This is a genomic window from Amycolatopsis iheyensis, assembly GCF_024703995.1.
Lineage (GTDB): Bacteria > Actinomycetota > Actinomycetes > Mycobacteriales > Pseudonocardiaceae > Amycolatopsis > Amycolatopsis iheyensis.
The window spans coordinates 259,472-273,724 of record NZ_JAMXQV010000013.1 but is presented as its reverse complement, the minus strand read 5'-3'; the positions used below and the strand labels follow the sequence as shown (position 1 = coordinate 273,724).

The 14,253-nt window shown below is 72.6% G+C and carries 14 protein-coding genes and 1 pseudogene; 8 read left to right on the top strand and 7 right to left on the bottom strand.

What is annotated here, in order from left to right:
* Positions 1-34: 34 nt before the first annotated feature.
* The gene (locus tag M8542_RS25125; RefSeq protein ID WP_257922719.1) at positions 35-1,582 is read left to right on the top strand and encodes an alpha/beta hydrolase; all 1,548 of its coding nucleotides are present in this window, start codon (positions 35-37) and stop codon (positions 1,580-1,582) included.
* Positions 1,583-1,725: 143 nt separating this feature from the next.
* Here M8542_RS25125 and M8542_RS25120 read toward each other — a convergent pair whose 3' ends face one another.
* Entirely contained in the window at positions 1,726-1,968 is a 243-nt protein-coding gene (locus M8542_RS25120) for a DUF2630 family protein (protein ID WP_003068842.1), read from the bottom strand.
* 84 nt (positions 1,969-2,052) lie between these two features.
* Between M8542_RS25120 and M8542_RS25115 the strand changes: the two genes are divergently transcribed.
* Positions 2,053-2,424 carry a thioredoxin family protein gene (locus M8542_RS25115; RefSeq protein WP_257922682.1) on the top strand — a complete coding sequence of 124 codons (372 nt, stop codon included), beginning with the start codon at positions 2,053-2,055 and terminating at the stop codon, positions 2,422-2,424.
* Positions 2,425-2,472: 48 nt separating this feature from the next.
* On the opposite strand, the gene M8542_RS25110 is transcribed toward M8542_RS25115, so the two are convergent.
* Together M8542_RS25110 and pruA are read right to left on the bottom strand one after the other, a co-directional pair.
* Positions 2,473-3,402 carry a proline dehydrogenase family protein gene (locus tag M8542_RS25110; protein WP_257922681.1) on the bottom strand — a complete coding sequence of 310 codons (930 nt, stop codon included), beginning with the start codon at positions 3,400-3,402 and terminating at the stop codon, positions 2,473-2,475.
* A gap of 13 nt (positions 3,403-3,415) precedes the next feature.
* On the bottom strand, positions 3,416-5,044 hold the full coding sequence (gene pruA, locus M8542_RS25105; RefSeq protein WP_257922680.1) for an L-glutamate gamma-semialdehyde dehydrogenase: 1,629 nt from the start codon (positions 5,042-5,044) through the stop codon (positions 3,416-3,418).
* 107 nt (positions 5,045-5,151) lie between these two features.
* Here pruA and M8542_RS25100 point away from each other — a divergent pair.
* From M8542_RS25100 to M8542_RS25090, 3 genes and pseudogenes are all read left to right on the top strand, one after another.
* Positions 5,152-6,704, top strand: a pseudogene (locus M8542_RS25100) (PucR family transcriptional regulator).
* A gap of 19 nt (positions 6,705-6,723) precedes the next feature.
* Positions 6,724-7,365 carry a maleylpyruvate isomerase N-terminal domain-containing protein gene (locus M8542_RS25095; RefSeq protein WP_257922679.1) on the top strand — a complete coding sequence of 214 codons (642 nt, stop codon included), beginning with the start codon at positions 6,724-6,726 and terminating at the stop codon, positions 7,363-7,365.
* The gene (locus tag M8542_RS25090) at positions 7,362-7,913 is read left to right on the top strand and encodes an ATP-binding protein (protein ID WP_257922678.1); all 552 of its coding nucleotides are present in this window, start codon (positions 7,362-7,364) and stop codon (positions 7,911-7,913) included. The genes M8542_RS25095 and M8542_RS25090 overlap by 4 nt, the downstream gene beginning before the upstream one ends.
* Here the strand turns inward: M8542_RS25090 and M8542_RS25085 are convergent.
* From M8542_RS25085 to M8542_RS25075, 3 genes are all read right to left on the bottom strand, one after another.
* On the bottom strand, positions 7,894-8,112 hold the full coding sequence (locus M8542_RS25085) for a S1 RNA-binding domain-containing protein (protein WP_257922677.1): 219 nt from the start codon (positions 8,110-8,112) through the stop codon (positions 7,894-7,896). The genes M8542_RS25090 and M8542_RS25085 overlap by 20 nt on opposite strands.
* A 203-nt stretch (positions 8,113-8,315) precedes the next feature.
* Complete coding sequence (locus tag M8542_RS25080) at positions 8,316-9,281, bottom strand: MsnO8 family LLM class oxidoreductase (protein WP_257922676.1); 966 nt, start codon at positions 9,279-9,281, stop codon at positions 8,316-8,318.
* Between the two features lie 48 nt (positions 9,282-9,329).
* Positions 9,330-9,722 carry a DUF6221 family protein gene (locus M8542_RS25075; protein ID WP_257922675.1) on the bottom strand — a complete coding sequence of 131 codons (393 nt, stop codon included), beginning with the start codon at positions 9,720-9,722 and terminating at the stop codon, positions 9,330-9,332.
* A 327-nt stretch (positions 9,723-10,049) separates the two neighbouring features.
* On the opposite strand from M8542_RS25075, the gene M8542_RS25070 reads away from it, so the two are divergent.
* The gene (locus tag M8542_RS25070) at positions 10,050-10,664 is read left to right on the top strand and encodes a hypothetical protein (RefSeq protein WP_257922674.1); all 615 of its coding nucleotides are present in this window, start codon (positions 10,050-10,052) and stop codon (positions 10,662-10,664) included.
* 2 nt (positions 10,665-10,666) lie between these two features.
* Here the strand turns inward: M8542_RS25070 and M8542_RS25065 are convergent, their stop codons facing one another.
* A complete protein-coding gene (locus M8542_RS25065) occupies positions 10,667-11,686 on the bottom strand; it encodes a DNA polymerase domain-containing protein (RefSeq protein ID WP_257922673.1) in 1,020 nt (339 codons plus the stop codon).
* A gap of 65 nt (positions 11,687-11,751) precedes the next feature.
* Between M8542_RS25065 and M8542_RS25060 the strand changes: the two genes are divergently transcribed.
* Together M8542_RS25060 and M8542_RS25055 are read left to right on the top strand one after the other, a co-directional pair.
* Entirely contained in the window at positions 11,752-12,426 is a 675-nt protein-coding gene (locus M8542_RS25060; RefSeq protein WP_257922672.1) for a TVP38/TMEM64 family protein, read from the top strand.
* 118 nt (positions 12,427-12,544) lie between these two features.
* Positions 12,545-14,206 (top strand): serine/threonine-protein kinase, encoded by a 1,662-nt coding sequence (locus M8542_RS25055; RefSeq protein WP_257922718.1) that lies wholly within the window; start codon positions 12,545-12,547, stop codon positions 14,204-14,206.
* Positions 14,207-14,253: the final 47 nt, after the last annotated feature.

Here is a 14,253-nt window from a genome sequence, read left to right as displayed (position 1 = left end):
TACCGTTCCCCTGATCGACGTGAGGATCCCGCCCGTGCGCCGCCGCCGTTCCCGTCTCCTGGTCGCGCTGCTCGCCCTGGCCTCCGCCGCGGGCTGCGCCGCCGGGCCGTCGGTCCGCCCGGCGCTGGTCGAGAACGACGGGAAGACCCCGGCCGGCACGCCTGCGGCCACGCCGTCGGTGCCGCTGCCGCCGCTGGGCGAGCCGCAGTCGCCGTCGCTGAAGTGGGCCGACTGCGACGACGACACCCGCCAGCGGATCGGCGCCCCCGGCGTCCCGGACACCCTGCACTTCACCTGCGCCCGCGTCACCGCACCGCTCGACGCGCCCGGCGAGGCCCGCCGCTCGATGGTGCGGCTGCTGGTGCTGAAGGTCGGCTCCGGCCCGGTGCCGCTGGTCGTGGTCAACGACGTCGACGGCGAGCCGGGCACGGTGTACGCGGCGCGGCTGGCCGCGACGCTGCCGCCGGCGTTCCTGGAGAAGTTCTCGCTGATCGGCGTGGACCGGCGCGGGACCGGGCTGTCCGGCTCGGTCCAGTGCGTGCCCGCCGAAATCCGGCCCGGGCTGATCGAGGCCGACCCCGCGCAGGGCGACCTGCAGGGCGTGCTCGACGCGGCCCGCAAGGCCGGCCAGCAGTGCGCGATCGAGCTCGACGACTCCCAGACCGCGCTCGACAGCTGGCGCACCGCGGGCGACCTCGACGAGGTCCGCAAGCAGCTGGGCATGGAACGGCTCGACGCGCTCGGCCGCGGCGACGGCTCGAAGGTGCTCTCGGAGTACGCGGTGCGCTACCCCGGCCAGGTCGGGCGGATGGTGCTCGACGGCGTCCCGGACCCGGGCGCGGACACCGCGGCGGTGCTCGACGCCGTCGCCGCCGGCGCCCAGTCCACGTTGGACGCCTTCGCCACGGACTGCGCGGCCCGCGGCTGCGCGCTCGGGGACCCGAAAGCGGCGCTGGCCGGTCTCGTCGACCAGCTGCGAGGGAGCGCGCCCTCGACCGACGACGGCGTCTCGTTCGGGCCGGGGGTCGCGATGTTCGCCGTCTACTCGGGGCTGACGCAGCGCTCGCGGTGGCCGGAGCTGGCCGACGCGATCGCCGCGGCCCGCTCGGGGAACACCGCCGCGCTGGCCGCGTTCGCCACGCCGGTGCTGCACGACACGCGCGCGCAGCCGTCGCGGATCGACGCGACCATCGCCACCCGCTGCAACGACAGCCAGACCCGCCTGTCGGCCGACCAGCTCGACCAGGTCGCGGCCGGGATGCGGGCGAAGTACCCGCAGTTCGGCGCGGTCGTCGCGCAGCAGCTGGCGTGGTGCGGCCCGTGGCCGGTGCGAACCGAGCCCCTGCCCGCGCCGGGCGCCCCGGGCGCCCCGCCGATCCTGGTCGCGGCCACCGCGGCCGACCCGGTCACCCCCCAGCTGGGCACCACCCGCGCGGCGGACCAGATGCCGTCCGCGGTGACGATCACGTGGCAGGGCGCGGGCCACGGCGCAGTCGGAACCTCACCCTGCGTAACCGACGCGGCCCGCGCGTTCCTGATCGACGGCAAAGTCCCCGCCGACGGCACCCTCTGCCCGGCTTGACCCCGTGATTGAAGGGTCAGCACGCGTGATTGGAGAGTCATCATTCGTGATTGAAGGGTCGACACGGCACTGACACCGTGTCGACCCTCCAATCACGCGTGTCGACTCCTCAATCACGCGGGTCGACCCTCTGATCACGCGGGTTACTGGCGGTAGGACTCCACCTCGGAGACCGGGCGGGCGGCCGCGTCGTCCGGGTTCTCGTGGAACTCCGTTTTCGCGCGGCGCTGGCGGAGCAGGTCCCAGCACTGGTCGAGCTGCTGCTCGACCGCGGTGAGGCGATCCTTGTCGCCGCCGCTCAGCCCTACGCCTACCGAGCGTGACCGGAGCTCGTGCTCCTCCGCGATCAGCTCGTCGATCCGGCCCAGGATTTCGCCGTCGGCCATGTGTTCCTCCTCTTGCGGGTCGCTCGGTGCAGACGCTACCCCGGCCCCGGGAATTCCCGCCGTGCCCGGTTCGTTGACCAGGGCATGAGCACCGTTGAGCTGACCGCCGAGAACTTCGACCAGACGCTGACCGACAACGAGTTCGTCCTGATCGACTTCTGGGCGAGCTGGTGCGGGCCGTGCCGCCAGTTCGCGCCGGTCTACGAGAAGGCGTCCGAGAAGCACGACGACATCGTGTTCGCGAGCGTCGACACCGAAGCGCAGCAGCAGCTGGCCGCCGCCTTCGACGTCCGCTCCATCCCGACGCTGGCGATCATCCGCGACAAGACGCTGATCTACGCGCAGCCGGGCGCGCTGCCCGAGCCGGCCCTCGAGGACCTCATCAAGCAGGCCCGCGAGGTCGACATGGCCGAGGTCAAGCGCAAGGCCGCCGAAGCCGAGGCCGAACAGGCCTGACCACCACCACATGACTGAGGCCGCCCCGCGGGGCGGCCTCAGTCATGTTCAGGACTTCGTCGCGAGCCCGCGCAGGAAGAACGCGAGGTTCGCCGGGCGCTCGGCCAGCCGGCGCATGAAGTAGCCGTACCATTCGTCGCCGTAGGGCACGTAGACACGCATGCGCGCGCCCGAGCCCGCGATCCGCGCCTGCTCTTCCGGCCGGATGCCGTAGAGCATCTGGAACTCGTGGTCGTCGTCGGTCCGGCCGTTCTCCTCGGCCAGCGCGGCGGCGATCTCGATCATCCGCGGGTCGTGCGAGGCCACCATCGGGTAGCCCTGACCCGCCATCAGGACGCGCAGGCAGCGGACGTAGGACTTGTCCACTTCGGACTTCTCCTGGAACGCCACCGGCTCCGGCTCGGCGTACGCGCCCTTGCAGAGCCGCACCCGGGAGCCCGGGCCCGACAACGCGCGGCAGTCCGCCTCGGTCCGGTGCAGGTAGGCCTGCAGCACCGCACCCACCCACGGGTACTCGCCGCGCAGCTCGCGCAGGATGCCGAGCGTCGAGTCCGTGGTGGTGTGGTCCTCCATGTCGAGCGTCACGGTGGCGCCGACCGCCTCGGCCGCCGCGCAGATCTTCCGCGCGTTCTCCAAGGCGACGTCCTCGCCGTTCGACGGCAGGAACTGGCCCACCGCCGACAGCTTCACCGACACGTCCGCCCCCTCGGCGAGCCCTTCGGCCGCCAGCGCCGACAGCACGGCTTCGTAGGCCGCGACCGTCGACGCCGCCTGCGCGGCGTCCGTGGTGTCCTCACCCAGGTGGTCGAGGGTGATCCGCCGGCCGTCGGCGGCCAGTTCCCTGGCCACGCGGACGGCGTCGGCGGTCTCGGACCCGGCGACGAACCGGCGCACCACGGATCGCGTGGCGGGCACGGCCTCGACGAGCCGCCGGATGCCCGTCGAGCGGGCGGCGGCGAGCAACGGGGCACGCAGCATGACGAACTCCCTCTCAGCCCTGGTGCGGGTAGCGCACGGAGGTCGGCGGCACGAACGTCTCCTTGATCGAGCGCGGGCTGGTCCAGCGCTGCAGGTTGAAGATCGACCCGGCCTTGTCGTTGGTCCCGGACGCCCGCGCGCCGCCGAACGGCTGCTGGCCCACGACGGCGCCGGTCGGCTTGTCGTTGACGTAGAAGTTGCCCGCGGCGAACTTCAGCGCCTCGGCCGCCTTCGCCACCGCGGTGCGGTCGTTGGCGATGATCGCGCCGGTCAGCGCGTACGCGGCGGTCTCGTCGACGAGCTTCAGCACGGCGTCGAAGTCGCCGTCTTCGTAGACGTGGACCGACAGGATCGGGCCGAAGTACTCGGTCGAGAAGATCTCGTGTTTCGGGTTGTCCGACACCAGGATCGTCGGCTTGACGAAGTAGCCGACGCTGTCGTCGGCGGTGCCACCGGTGAGGACCTCGACCGAGTCATCGGAAGCGACGCGCTCGAACAACGCCTGGTGCTTGGCGAACGCCCGCGCGTCGATGACCGCGCCGCCGAAGTGCGACAGGTCGGTGACGTCGCCGTAGGACAGCGCCTCGGTCTCGGAGACGAGCCCGTCCTTCAGCTTCGTCCACAGGCTGCGCGGGACGTACGCGCGCGAAGCGGCGGAGCACTTCTGGCCCTGGTACTCGAAAGCGCCGCGGACCAGCGCGGTGCGCAGGACGTCGAGGTCGGCCGACGGGTGCGCGAGCACGAAGTCCTTGCCGCCGGTCTCGCCGACCAGCCGCGGGTAGCCGCGGTAGCCCGCGATGTTCGCGCCGACCGTGCCCCACAGGTGCTGGAACGTCGCGGTCGAGCCGGTGAAGTGGATGCCGGCCAGGTCGCGGTGGGTCAGGGCGACCTCGGAGACGGCCTTGCCGTCACCCGGCAGCAGGTTGATGACGCCCGGCGGCATGCCGGCCTCTTCGAGCAGCCGCATGGTCAGGTGCGCGGCGAACGACTGCGTCGGCGACGGCTTCCACAGCACCGTGTTGCCCATCAGCGCGGGCGCGGTCGGCAGGTTGCCGGCGATCGCGGTGAAGTTGAACGGCGTGATCGCGTAGACGAACCCTTCCAGCGGGCGGTGCTCCAGCCGGTTCCACACGCCGGGCGAGCTGATCGGCTGCTCGGTGAGCACGCGGCGGCCGAACTCGACGTTGAAGCGCCAGAAGTCGGCGAGCTCGCAGGCGGAGTCGATCTCGGCCTGGGTCGCGGTCTTGGACTGGCCGAGCATGGTGGCGGCGTTGAGGGTCGCGCGCCACGGGCCGGTCAGCAGGTCGGCGGCACGCAGCAGGATCGCGGCGCGGTCGTCGTAGGACAGCGCGCGCCACTCCGGCGCGGCCTTCGCGGCCGCCGCGATGGCGTCGGTGGTGTCCTGCTGGGTGGCGCTGTGGATGGTGCCCAGCACGTGCCGGTGGTTGTGCGGCTGGACGACGTCGATCTTCTCGCCGCCACCGGGGCGCTGCTCGCCGCCCACGGTGACGGTCAGGTCGACGGGTTCCGCCTGGCCCAGCCGCTTGAGCGCACCCTCGAGCTCGGCGCGCTCAGCGCTGCCCGGCGCGTAGGTCAGCACCGGCTCGTTCTTCGGGGCGGGGGTCTGGGTCACGGCGTCCACGGCGGCTCCTCTGCTTTTACGTCCAGATGCCCCGAACGGTAACTCCGGACACGTCGTCAGGGATTGTCCGAACGGCTAAAATCGATCGAGTGACCTTGGCCGATCAGATAACTTCGCTGCGGCACGTGCTCGCCACCCTCGGCGAACCGCTGGTCGAGGTCGTCGTGGCACCGCACGGCCTGGGCGTCCCGGTCTCCGACGTCGTGATCCTCGACCCCGAAGACCCCCTGGAGGCCTCCCCCGGCGACCTCGTGCTGGTCATCGGGGCCCGCGGCGGGCGGCGGCGCCCGCCATCCGCGCGGCCGGCCGCGGCGGCGCGGCCGCGGTGGCCGTCAAGGGCGCGACGGGCGCGGACATCGCCGCCGACGCGGGTGTCGCGCTGCTGACCGTCGGCGCGGAGGCGCGCTGGGAGCAGGTCGAAGCGCTGGCCCGCGGGGTCGTCGACGCGGCGCGAGCGGGTGGCGAAGCGGCCAGCGGCGAGGTCCTCGGCGACCTGTTCGCGCTGGCCCAGACCATCGCGACGCTCACCGGCGGCCTGGTCAGCATCGAGGACACGGCGAGCCGCGTGCTCGCGTATTCGCGGGCGGGCGACGAGGTCGACGAGCTGCGGCGGCTGTCGATCCTCGGCCGCGAAGGCCCGGAACGCTACCTCGCGATGCTGCGCGAATGGGGCGTCTACCAGCGGCTTCGCGCCGGCGAGGGGATCGTCCGGATCGACGAGCGCCCCGAGCTGGGCATCCGGCGGCGCATCGCGGCGGGCATCCACGCGGGCAAGCAGCCACTGGGCACGATCTGGGTCCAGGAAGGCGCGCAGCCGCTCACCGAACGGGCCGAGACGGCGCTGCTGGGCGCCAGCCGCGCCCTGGCGCCGCAGCTGATCCGCGCCCGCACCCTGCCCAGCCCGGAGCTGCGGCTGCGGGAGGACCTCCTCGCGAGCCTGCTGGAAGGCCGGCTGGACGCGGAGTCCGTCGCGGACGACATCGGCGCGGACCCGGCCCGGCCGGCGCAGGTGCTCGCGTTTTCGTTGGAGCGATCGGACAATCGTCAGCTGCGCCGCGCCGAGCTGGTGCACCTGATCGCCGTGCACACCGCGGCGTACCGGCGCAGCGCGCTGGTGAGCGTGATCGGCGGCCGCGTCTACGCGCTGCTGCCGGACCTGCCCGAGCATTCGGACGCGGCGGTGCTGGCGCTGGCGCGCGAAATCACCGGCGCGGCCCGCCGGCACCTCGACGTCCCGGTGCGCGCGGCGCTCGGTGGCGTGGTGCCCCGGCTGTCGGACGCGGCCGCGTCCCGCGGCGACGCCGACCGCGTCCTGGCGGCGATGGCGCGCGGGCACTGGAGTGCCGACGTCGCGTCGCTGGCCGACGTCCGCGCGGAGGTGCTGCTGTCGGAGGTGCTGGCGTTCCTGGGCGCCCAGCCGCGGATCCGCGACCCGCGGCTGGTGTCGCTGGCGGCGCACGACGCCGAACACGGCGGCATCCTGGTTCCGGCGGTGCTGGCGTGGCTGGACGCGTTCGGCGACGTCCGCGCGGCGGCCCGGCGCCTGAACATCCACCCCAACACGGTCCGCTACCGCGTCCGGCGCGCGGCCGAAGTGTCCGGAGTGGACTTCGACGACCCGGCCCAGCGGATCCTTACTCAGCTGCAGCTGAGGCTCTGACCCTGCTAGCTTCGCCGGCGTGGATCTCTTCTCGAGCACGTGGGCGGCGTTGCGTCTCGCGGTCGCCGCACTTCCCGACTCCGACTTCGCGAAGCCGTCGGGCTGCCGGGGCTGGCTGGTCCGGGACCTCGTCTGCCACCTGGTGATCGACGCCCAGGACGTGCTGATCACGCTGGTCACGCCGGCTTCATCGGCGCCGACGCACGACTCGGTGACGTACTGGGCGGTGTCCTCGACGCCGCCTTCGGGCGAAGACCCGCTGGACGCGTTGATCGTGCGGCTGGCGGCGGCGTACGAGGACCCGGCCCTGCTGAAGTTCCACCTCGACGACGTCGGCGCGGCGGCGGGCCGCGCGGCGGACCTGGCGGACCAGGCCATGCGGGTGTCGACGCAGGAGATGGTGCTGACGGCGGGCGACTACCTGTCGGCGTACGTGCTGGAGTGGACGCTGCACCACCTGGACCTGCCGGTCGCTCCCCCACCGCCCGAAGGCTTGGCCGCGGCGCGGTCGATGGTGGAGAAGATCGCGGGGACGGCGTTCCCGGCGTCGTTCTCGGACACGGACGTGCTGCTGGTGGCGACCGGCCGGCGCGCGCCTTCGGAGACCGAGCGCGAGGCACTGGGCGACCTGGCGGCGCGGCTGCCGTTCGTGCTCGGGTGATCGTCTGGCTCAACGGGACGTTCGGCGCGGGCAAGACCACCACGGCGCGCGAGCTCGCGGCGCTGCTGGGCGCGCGGACGTTCGACACCGAGTTCGTCGGCTACCTGCTGCGCACGGCGTTCCCCGAGCCCGCGGGCGACTTCCAGCACCTGCCGCTGTGGCGGCCGCTGGTCGTCGAGAACACCGCCCGGGTGCACGAACACGCGGGCACGCTGGTGGTCCCGCAGACGATCCTCGTCGAGGCCTACGCCCGCGAGATCTTCGACGGCCTGGCCGATCGCGGCATCGCCGTCGAACACTTCGTGCTGCACGCCTCGCCCGGCGAACTCCGCCGCCGGATCGAAGGCTCCGAGGACACGGCGGCCCGGCGGTGGCGGCTGGACCACGTCGAACGGTACGGCGAAGCCCTGCCGTGGCTGCGCCGGTCGGCGACCTTGGTGGACACGGCGGCGAAGCTCCCCGCCGAGGTGGCCGGGGAGATCGCCGCACGGATCCGGGGCCGGGCGCCCGGCCCCGGATCCCCGGCGCCTACGCCTGCACCAGGCTGAACCGCCGGCGCTCCACGTCGATGCTCTCGATGCGGACGCTCAGCCGGCTCCCCTCGGCGGGGGCCGCGTCGGTCACCAGCAGGCCGTGGACGCCCGGCGCGACTTCGACGAACGCGCCGAAGGGCACCACCCGGGCCACGACACCGTCGAGCACCCCGCCCTCGGCGTGGGCCGCGACGAACTCTTGCCAGTCGGACATGCGATTCACCTCCTTCCCGCGCACGTTCCGATCACGGAAGACGTGCGGGAGGCGGCGGGCCACGGGCCCGCCCGGAGGTCACGGCTCGGCCGGGTACCCCGTCTGCTCACGGCTCGAGGCCGACCCGGCAGTCACGCGAAATACCCTACCGGAAAAACGAACGGTAATATTTCGACGCAGTATCGGCACAATTCGAGATCCACTCACGAAATGGCGGCGCGGAGTGCCGCGAAAGAATCGAGGCGCGCGGATTGGTCGTAGGCGGCCGTCGTGGCGAGGACTTCGTCCGCGGCCGTCGCCGCGACCAGCTCGCCCAGCCGGTCCCCCACCTCCGCCTGCGTGCCGGAGATCTGGCCGTCCAGGGTCTCTTCGAGACGCTTGCGTTCCCGGTCGGTCATCGGCAGGGCCAGGACCTCCGCGGGCGGCGAAAGCGGCGGGAAGACGCCGTGGGAGCGCGAATACACCGTCGCCCAGGCCTCCGAGACGAGCAGCCGCCGGGCAGCCGCCGCCGAGTCCGCCACGGCGATCGCCGACGACACGACGACGTAGGGCTCGCTCGCCCACCCGGACGGCCGGAAGCCGTCGCGGTAGCGCGTCACGGCTTCGACCAGGGCACGTTCGCCGCGCACGGGCGCGATCACCAGCGGCAGCCCGAGTTCCGCGGCGAGGTCGGCTCCGGAGCCGGTGGCCAGCAGGAACGGCGGCACGCGCAGCCCCTCGGCCGGGTAGGCGTGGACGCCGGGATAGGCGTGCTCACCGGTGAAGAACCCGAGCAGCTCGCGCACCTGCGCGCCGAAGTCGTCGGCGGCTTCCTTGCCGTGGCCCAGGGCGTCGCGGACGCCGCCGGTGAACCCGACGGACCGCCCCAGCCCCATGTCGATCCGGCCGGGGTACAGGGCTTCGAGCACCCCGAACTGCTCGGCGACGACCAGCGGCCGGTGGTTCGGCAGCATGACACCGCCGGTGCCGACCCGGATGCGGCTCGTCGCGGCGGCCACGGCGGCGGCCAGGACGGTCGGCGCGGACCCGGCCACGCCCGGCACGCTGTGGTGCTCGGAGACCCAGAACCGGTGGTAGCCCAGCCGTTCGACGTCCCGCGCGAAGGCGACGGTGTCCCGCAGCGCCCGCGCGGCGCCGCTGCCGGTCCGCACCGGCGAGCGGTCGAGCACGGAGATCCTCACCCCGGGTGCAACGCCGGTGGTGGACGGGGATTCCCGTCAGGGGCGCCAGCGCTCGCTGTAGTCCGGGTGGTCGGAGTAGGGCAGGGCCAGCAGGCGCAGGGTGAGGCACCAGTTGGAACCGGCCTCGTCGGCGGGCACGTGGCAGGTCTCACACCAGTATTCGCTGCCGTAGAGCGGAAACCCGGGCACCTTCTCGGAGACGGTGGTCCGGTGGGCGAGCAGGATCCGGCGCGTCGCCTCGATCTCGTTGATCATCTGGTTGACCGCGTCGAGGTCGAGATCGGTGAGCCCGCGGATCTTCTGCTCCACGGCGACCTTGGTCTCGCCGCGGTTCATCGACTCGCCGGCCTTCGACTTGTTGACGGCCTGCATGATCAACGCCTGCCGCGCGCCGACGCGCGCGGCGAGGAATGCGATCAGGTCGTCCACGAAGGGCCTCCCTTTGGACTCGACCCCGGACATGTCCCCGGAGAGTCGTCGATTCGGGACCGCACGTTACGCCGTTCGTGCCGATGGTCGAGACCACCGAGGCGGCCGTGCGAAATTTGTGACCCGAAAGGCGACAGCGGGCGGCGAACCGATCACTCCCCGTTTTCCGGGCTGCGGATTTGCTCAATCCGGGGCCTCGGAAGTGGCGCGGGGCACGGTTGTGGGTTCGGTTACAGGTGGTGCCGATCGAGGGAGTTTTGGCGCCGGTGAGTAACACCGGGCCCGTTCTCCGCGTCTGTCTCCAGCACCAGAGCCCTGGAGGCAGCCATGTCCGTTCCCGGCCCGCAGATGCCCTACTTCCCGCCGGCTCCCGCCCGGCTGAAGCGCCGGAAGTGGCCCTGGGTGGTCGGCGTGCTGGTCGCTGTCCCGGCCCTGGCGGTGGGTGTCGTGCTGGCGATCGCGGTCGGGGACATGGCGGCCGGCCCGTGCCAGGACAAGTCCCAGCACGTCCCCTGCGTCGGCCCCGGCGGCACGTGGATCTCCGCCGACGGCCAAGCGCGACCCCGTGACGCCGCCGCTCCCGCGACCACCAGCCCGTCGATCCCCGCCTTCGTCGCGCCGACCACCAGCGAACCCGCCCTGCCGGAGCCCACGGCGAAGGATTACTCCGTCGACCTGGCGGTCGTCTCCAAGCAGTGCTTCGGCTCGGCCGGGTGCAACGTCGTCGTCGAGCCGAAGCTGAACGCCCTCGGCGCCAGCACCCTGCTCTGGGAGTGCGACATCACCTACGGCATCTCGGGCGACGACTCCGGCGAGCTGATCGAGACCGCCTACGCGCAGGGCGGCTCCTCCTACCGCGTCGACCGCACGGTCATGAGCACGAAGAACACCAAGGTCGTGCCGAAGGCGAGCGTGACCGCCGTGAGCTGCCGCCGGCCCTGACCTCAGGCCTCCGGCCGCGCCTTGCTCGGCTGCACCCGCTTCGGCTCCCCCGGCATCTTCGGGTAGTCCGGCGGGTAAGGCATGTCCCCCAGCCCGTGGTCCCGCAGATCGCGCTCGTACCACTCCAGCGCCGTCTCCAACCCGAACGCCGAAGCGTCCATCCCTTCGTGCAGATCGCCGTGCGAAGCGAGGAACGACGGGATCGTCAGCACGTCGAAGTCGTCCGCGTCGACCTCGGGCAGCAGGTCCCACGTCAGGGGTGTCGACACCGTCGCGCGCGGGGTGCCGCGGACCGACCAGCTCGACGCCACCGTGCGGTCGCGGGCCGCCTGGTTGTAGTCCAGGAACACCCGGCCGCCGCGTTCCTCCTTCCACCACGCGATCGTCGCCTTCTCCGGGAGCCGCCGCGCAACCTCGCGGCCCAGCGCGATCACCGCGTGGCGGACCTGCACGAAGTCCCACTCCGGGCGGATCCGGACCAGCACGTGCACCCCGCGGCCACCCGACGTCTTCGGGTAGCCGGTCAGGCCCGCGTCGGCCAGCACGTCGCGGACCACCAGCGCCACCTCGACCGCGTCGGCGAACCCGGCGCGATCCGGCGGGTCGACGTCGATGCGCAGCTCGTCCGGGTGGTCGACGTTTGCACGGCGGACCGGCCACGGGTGGAAGTCGAACGTGCCCAGGTTGGCCGCCCACGCGAACACCGCGGGCTCGGTCGGGCAGACCTCCGCGGCCTTGCGGCCCGACGGGAAGGTGATCTCGGCCGTCTCCAGCCACGCGGGCGCGCCCTTCGGCACGCGCTTGGCGTAGAACCACTCCCCCTCGACGCCGTCGACGTAACGCTTCAACGTCGTGGGCCGCTCGCCGATGGCGCGCAGCAGCGGCCCGCCGACCGCGATGTAGTGCTCCACGACCTGCCGCTTCGTGATGCCGCGCTGGGGGAAGTATACCTTGTCCGGGCTCGAGACGCGGACCGTGCGCCCGCCCACCTCGTACTCGACCGGGTCACCGTGCTTGGGCATGCGGCCAACCTAGCGGTGCCCAGGCGGCACTTTCACGTGAAAGTGCCGCCGGTAAGCTCGGACGGGTGTCCGGCCGCACCAAGCTGATCGTCGCGCTCGGCGTGCTCGCCCTCTTCGCGGCGGCCGCGCTGCTGCTGCCGATCCCGGGTCCCGCCGACCTGCGGGCCTGGGCCGCGGCCACCGGGCCGGCCACCCCGCTCATCCTGCTCGTGGCGTATTCGCTGCTCACCGTCGCGCCGATCCCGCGGACCGTGTTCAACCTCGCCGCCGGGCTGCTCGTCGGCACCGCGGCCGGGATCGCCATCGGGCTGGTCGCCACCACCATCGCCGCCGGCCTGTCCTTCGGGCTGGCCCGGCTGCTCGGCCGCGACCTGGTCACCCGGCACCTGCACCGGTCCGCGGTGAAGACGGTCAACGACCGGCTCTCCGGCGGCGGTGTGCTCGCCGTCACCTCGCTGCGCCTGATCCCCGTGGTGCCGTTCGCGCCGTTCAGCTACCTCTGCGGCGTGTCGACCGTCCGGCTCGGCCCGTACCTGGCCGGTACGCTGCTGGGGAGCGTGCCCGGCACCGTCGCCGTGGTCGTCCTCGGCGACGCCCTCACCGGCGACACGCCGCCCGCGCTGCTCGCCTGTTACGCCGTGTTCGCGCTGGCCGGCGCGATCGGCCTGGTCCGGGTGTTCCGGAAACGGAGCCCGGCGGCCCCGGTGCCCGAACCGGAGCCCGCCGGACCGGCTGGCTGACGAGAACAGCACAGGGCCGACCGCTACACTCGTTCGGGTGCGCGAAGCGGAAACGCGCTGAGCAGGGTCACCATCACCGGGAATTTCGTCAGGAGCAGCCGCCATCGACACCGGTCAGCTGATCGCGGGGCACTACCGCCTCGTCGAGCACATTGGTAGCGGTGCCATGGGAGTCGTGTGGCGCGCCACTGACGTGCGCCTCGAGCGCACCGTCGCGATCAAGCAGATCCTCCCCCAGCCGGGCGTCTCCGAGACCGAACGCGACAACATGCGCCAGCGCGCCATGCGCGAGGCGAAGAACGCGGCCCGGTTCCAGCACCCGAACGCGATCGTGGTGTTCGACATCGCCGAGCACAACGGCGACCCGTGCCTGGTGATGGAGTACCTCAACGGGCCGAGCCTCTCCACGATCCTGGCCGAGGAGGGCACGCTGCCGCTCGGCCGGATCGCCCGGATCGGCGAGCAGGTCGCGTCCGCGCTGGTCGCGGCGCACCGCGCCGGGATCGTGCACCGCGACGTCAAGCCCGGGAACATCCTCATCGACGAGACCGGCACCGCGAAGATCACCGACTTCGGCATCTCGCGCGCGGCCGGTGACATGACGCTCACGGCCACCGGCCTGATCGGCGGCACGCCCGCCTACCTGGCGCCCGAGCTGGCGCGCGGCGCCGACCCGGTGCCCAGCTCCGACGTCTTCGCCCTCGGCGCGACCCTCTACCAGGCGATCGAGGGCACCACGCCGTACGGCAACACCACCAACCAGCTCGCACTGCTCTACGCGGCGGCGAACGGCCAGATCAACCCGCCGGTGCAGGCGGGCGGGGCCACCGCGCTGCTGATGAGCCTGCTGCGCAGCGAGCCGGGCGAGCGGCCGTCGATGGCCGAGGCCCGCGAGCGGCTGGCCGCGCTGGCCCGCACCGAACCCGGCGGCACGTCGGCGTCCCCGCAGCTGCTGGCCGGCGGCGTCGCGGGCCGCAAGCCCGCCGCGCCCGCCGACGGTGGCGAGCGCCCGCCGTGGCAGCGAACCGACCAGCCCGCGCCGCAGTCGCCGCCGGTCGGGACGCCGGTGCCCGCGAACAAGGCGGCGTCGAACCCGCCGCGCCCGACCGCGGCGTTCATGCCGATGCGGTCCCCGGCCGCGCCGCCGAACACGCCGCCCAGGCCGATGCCCGCGGCCGCGCCGTCGGCGCGGGCGCCCCAGTACTCCTCGGGCACCTCGAAGCCGGACAACAAGCGCAAGTACGCGCTGTTCGCCGGGGCGGGCGCCGCGGTCGTGGTCGTCGCGGTGATCGTGTTCCTGGTGCTGAACTCCTCCAGCGGCGGCGGCACCGGCGGCAGCACCAACGCGCAGTCGCCGGGCAACCAGTCGACGTCGGGCCCGAGCTCGCCCAGCACCGGCAAGAGCAGCAGCTCGAACCCGCCCGCCGCGCTGGGCCAGACCAAGTCCGAGGGCCGGATCACCGCGATCGGAACCACCGGCCAGCAGCTGGTCAACTTCTTCAACGCCCCGGCCGACAACTGGGCCATGCTGACCCCGGCCGCCCAAGCGGTCTACGGCGACGAACAGCAGTTCCAGCAGTACTGGGCGGAGAACAAGAAGAACGTCGGCTCGTTCAACACCGCGCGCACGGACGAAGGCGTCAACTCGGACGGCTCGGTGCAGATGTACCTCAACATCCTGAACGGCAGGCACAAGTTCCGGATGGTGATCGTCGGCGGCCAGACGCTCATCGACGCGAACACCAAGATCGAGGCCATCTCCGCCAGTTCGGGCTACTGAGACTTAACGCGCCGCTGGTGGGCGGGCGCGCTCCGATGGCTTACCGT

What these genes read in the sequence shown, in the direction of transcription:
- M8542_RS25115 (WP_257922682.1), top strand. Translation starts at nt 2,053, where the DNA reads ATGAGCACCGTTGAGCTGACCGCCGAGAACTTCGACCAGACGCTGACC.
- M8542_RS25110 (WP_257922681.1), bottom strand. Translation starts at nt 3,402, where the DNA reads ATGCTGCGTGCCCCGTTGCTCGCCGCCGCCCGCTCGACGGGCATCCGG.
- M8542_RS25120 (WP_003068842.1), bottom strand. Translation starts at nt 1,968, where the DNA reads ATGGCCGACGGCGAAATCCTGGGCCGGATCGACGAGCTGATCGCGGAG.
- M8542_RS25085 (WP_257922677.1), bottom strand. Translation starts at nt 8,112, where the DNA reads ATGTCCGACTGGCAAGAGTTCGTCGCGGCCCACGCCGAGGGCGGGGTG.
- M8542_RS25070 (WP_257922674.1), top strand. Translation starts at nt 10,050, where the DNA reads ATGTCCGTTCCCGGCCCGCAGATGCCCTACTTCCCGCCGGCTCCCGCC.
- M8542_RS25065 (WP_257922673.1), bottom strand. Translation starts at nt 11,686, where the DNA reads ATGCCCAAGCACGGTGACCCGGTCGAGTACGAGGTGGGCGGGCGCACG.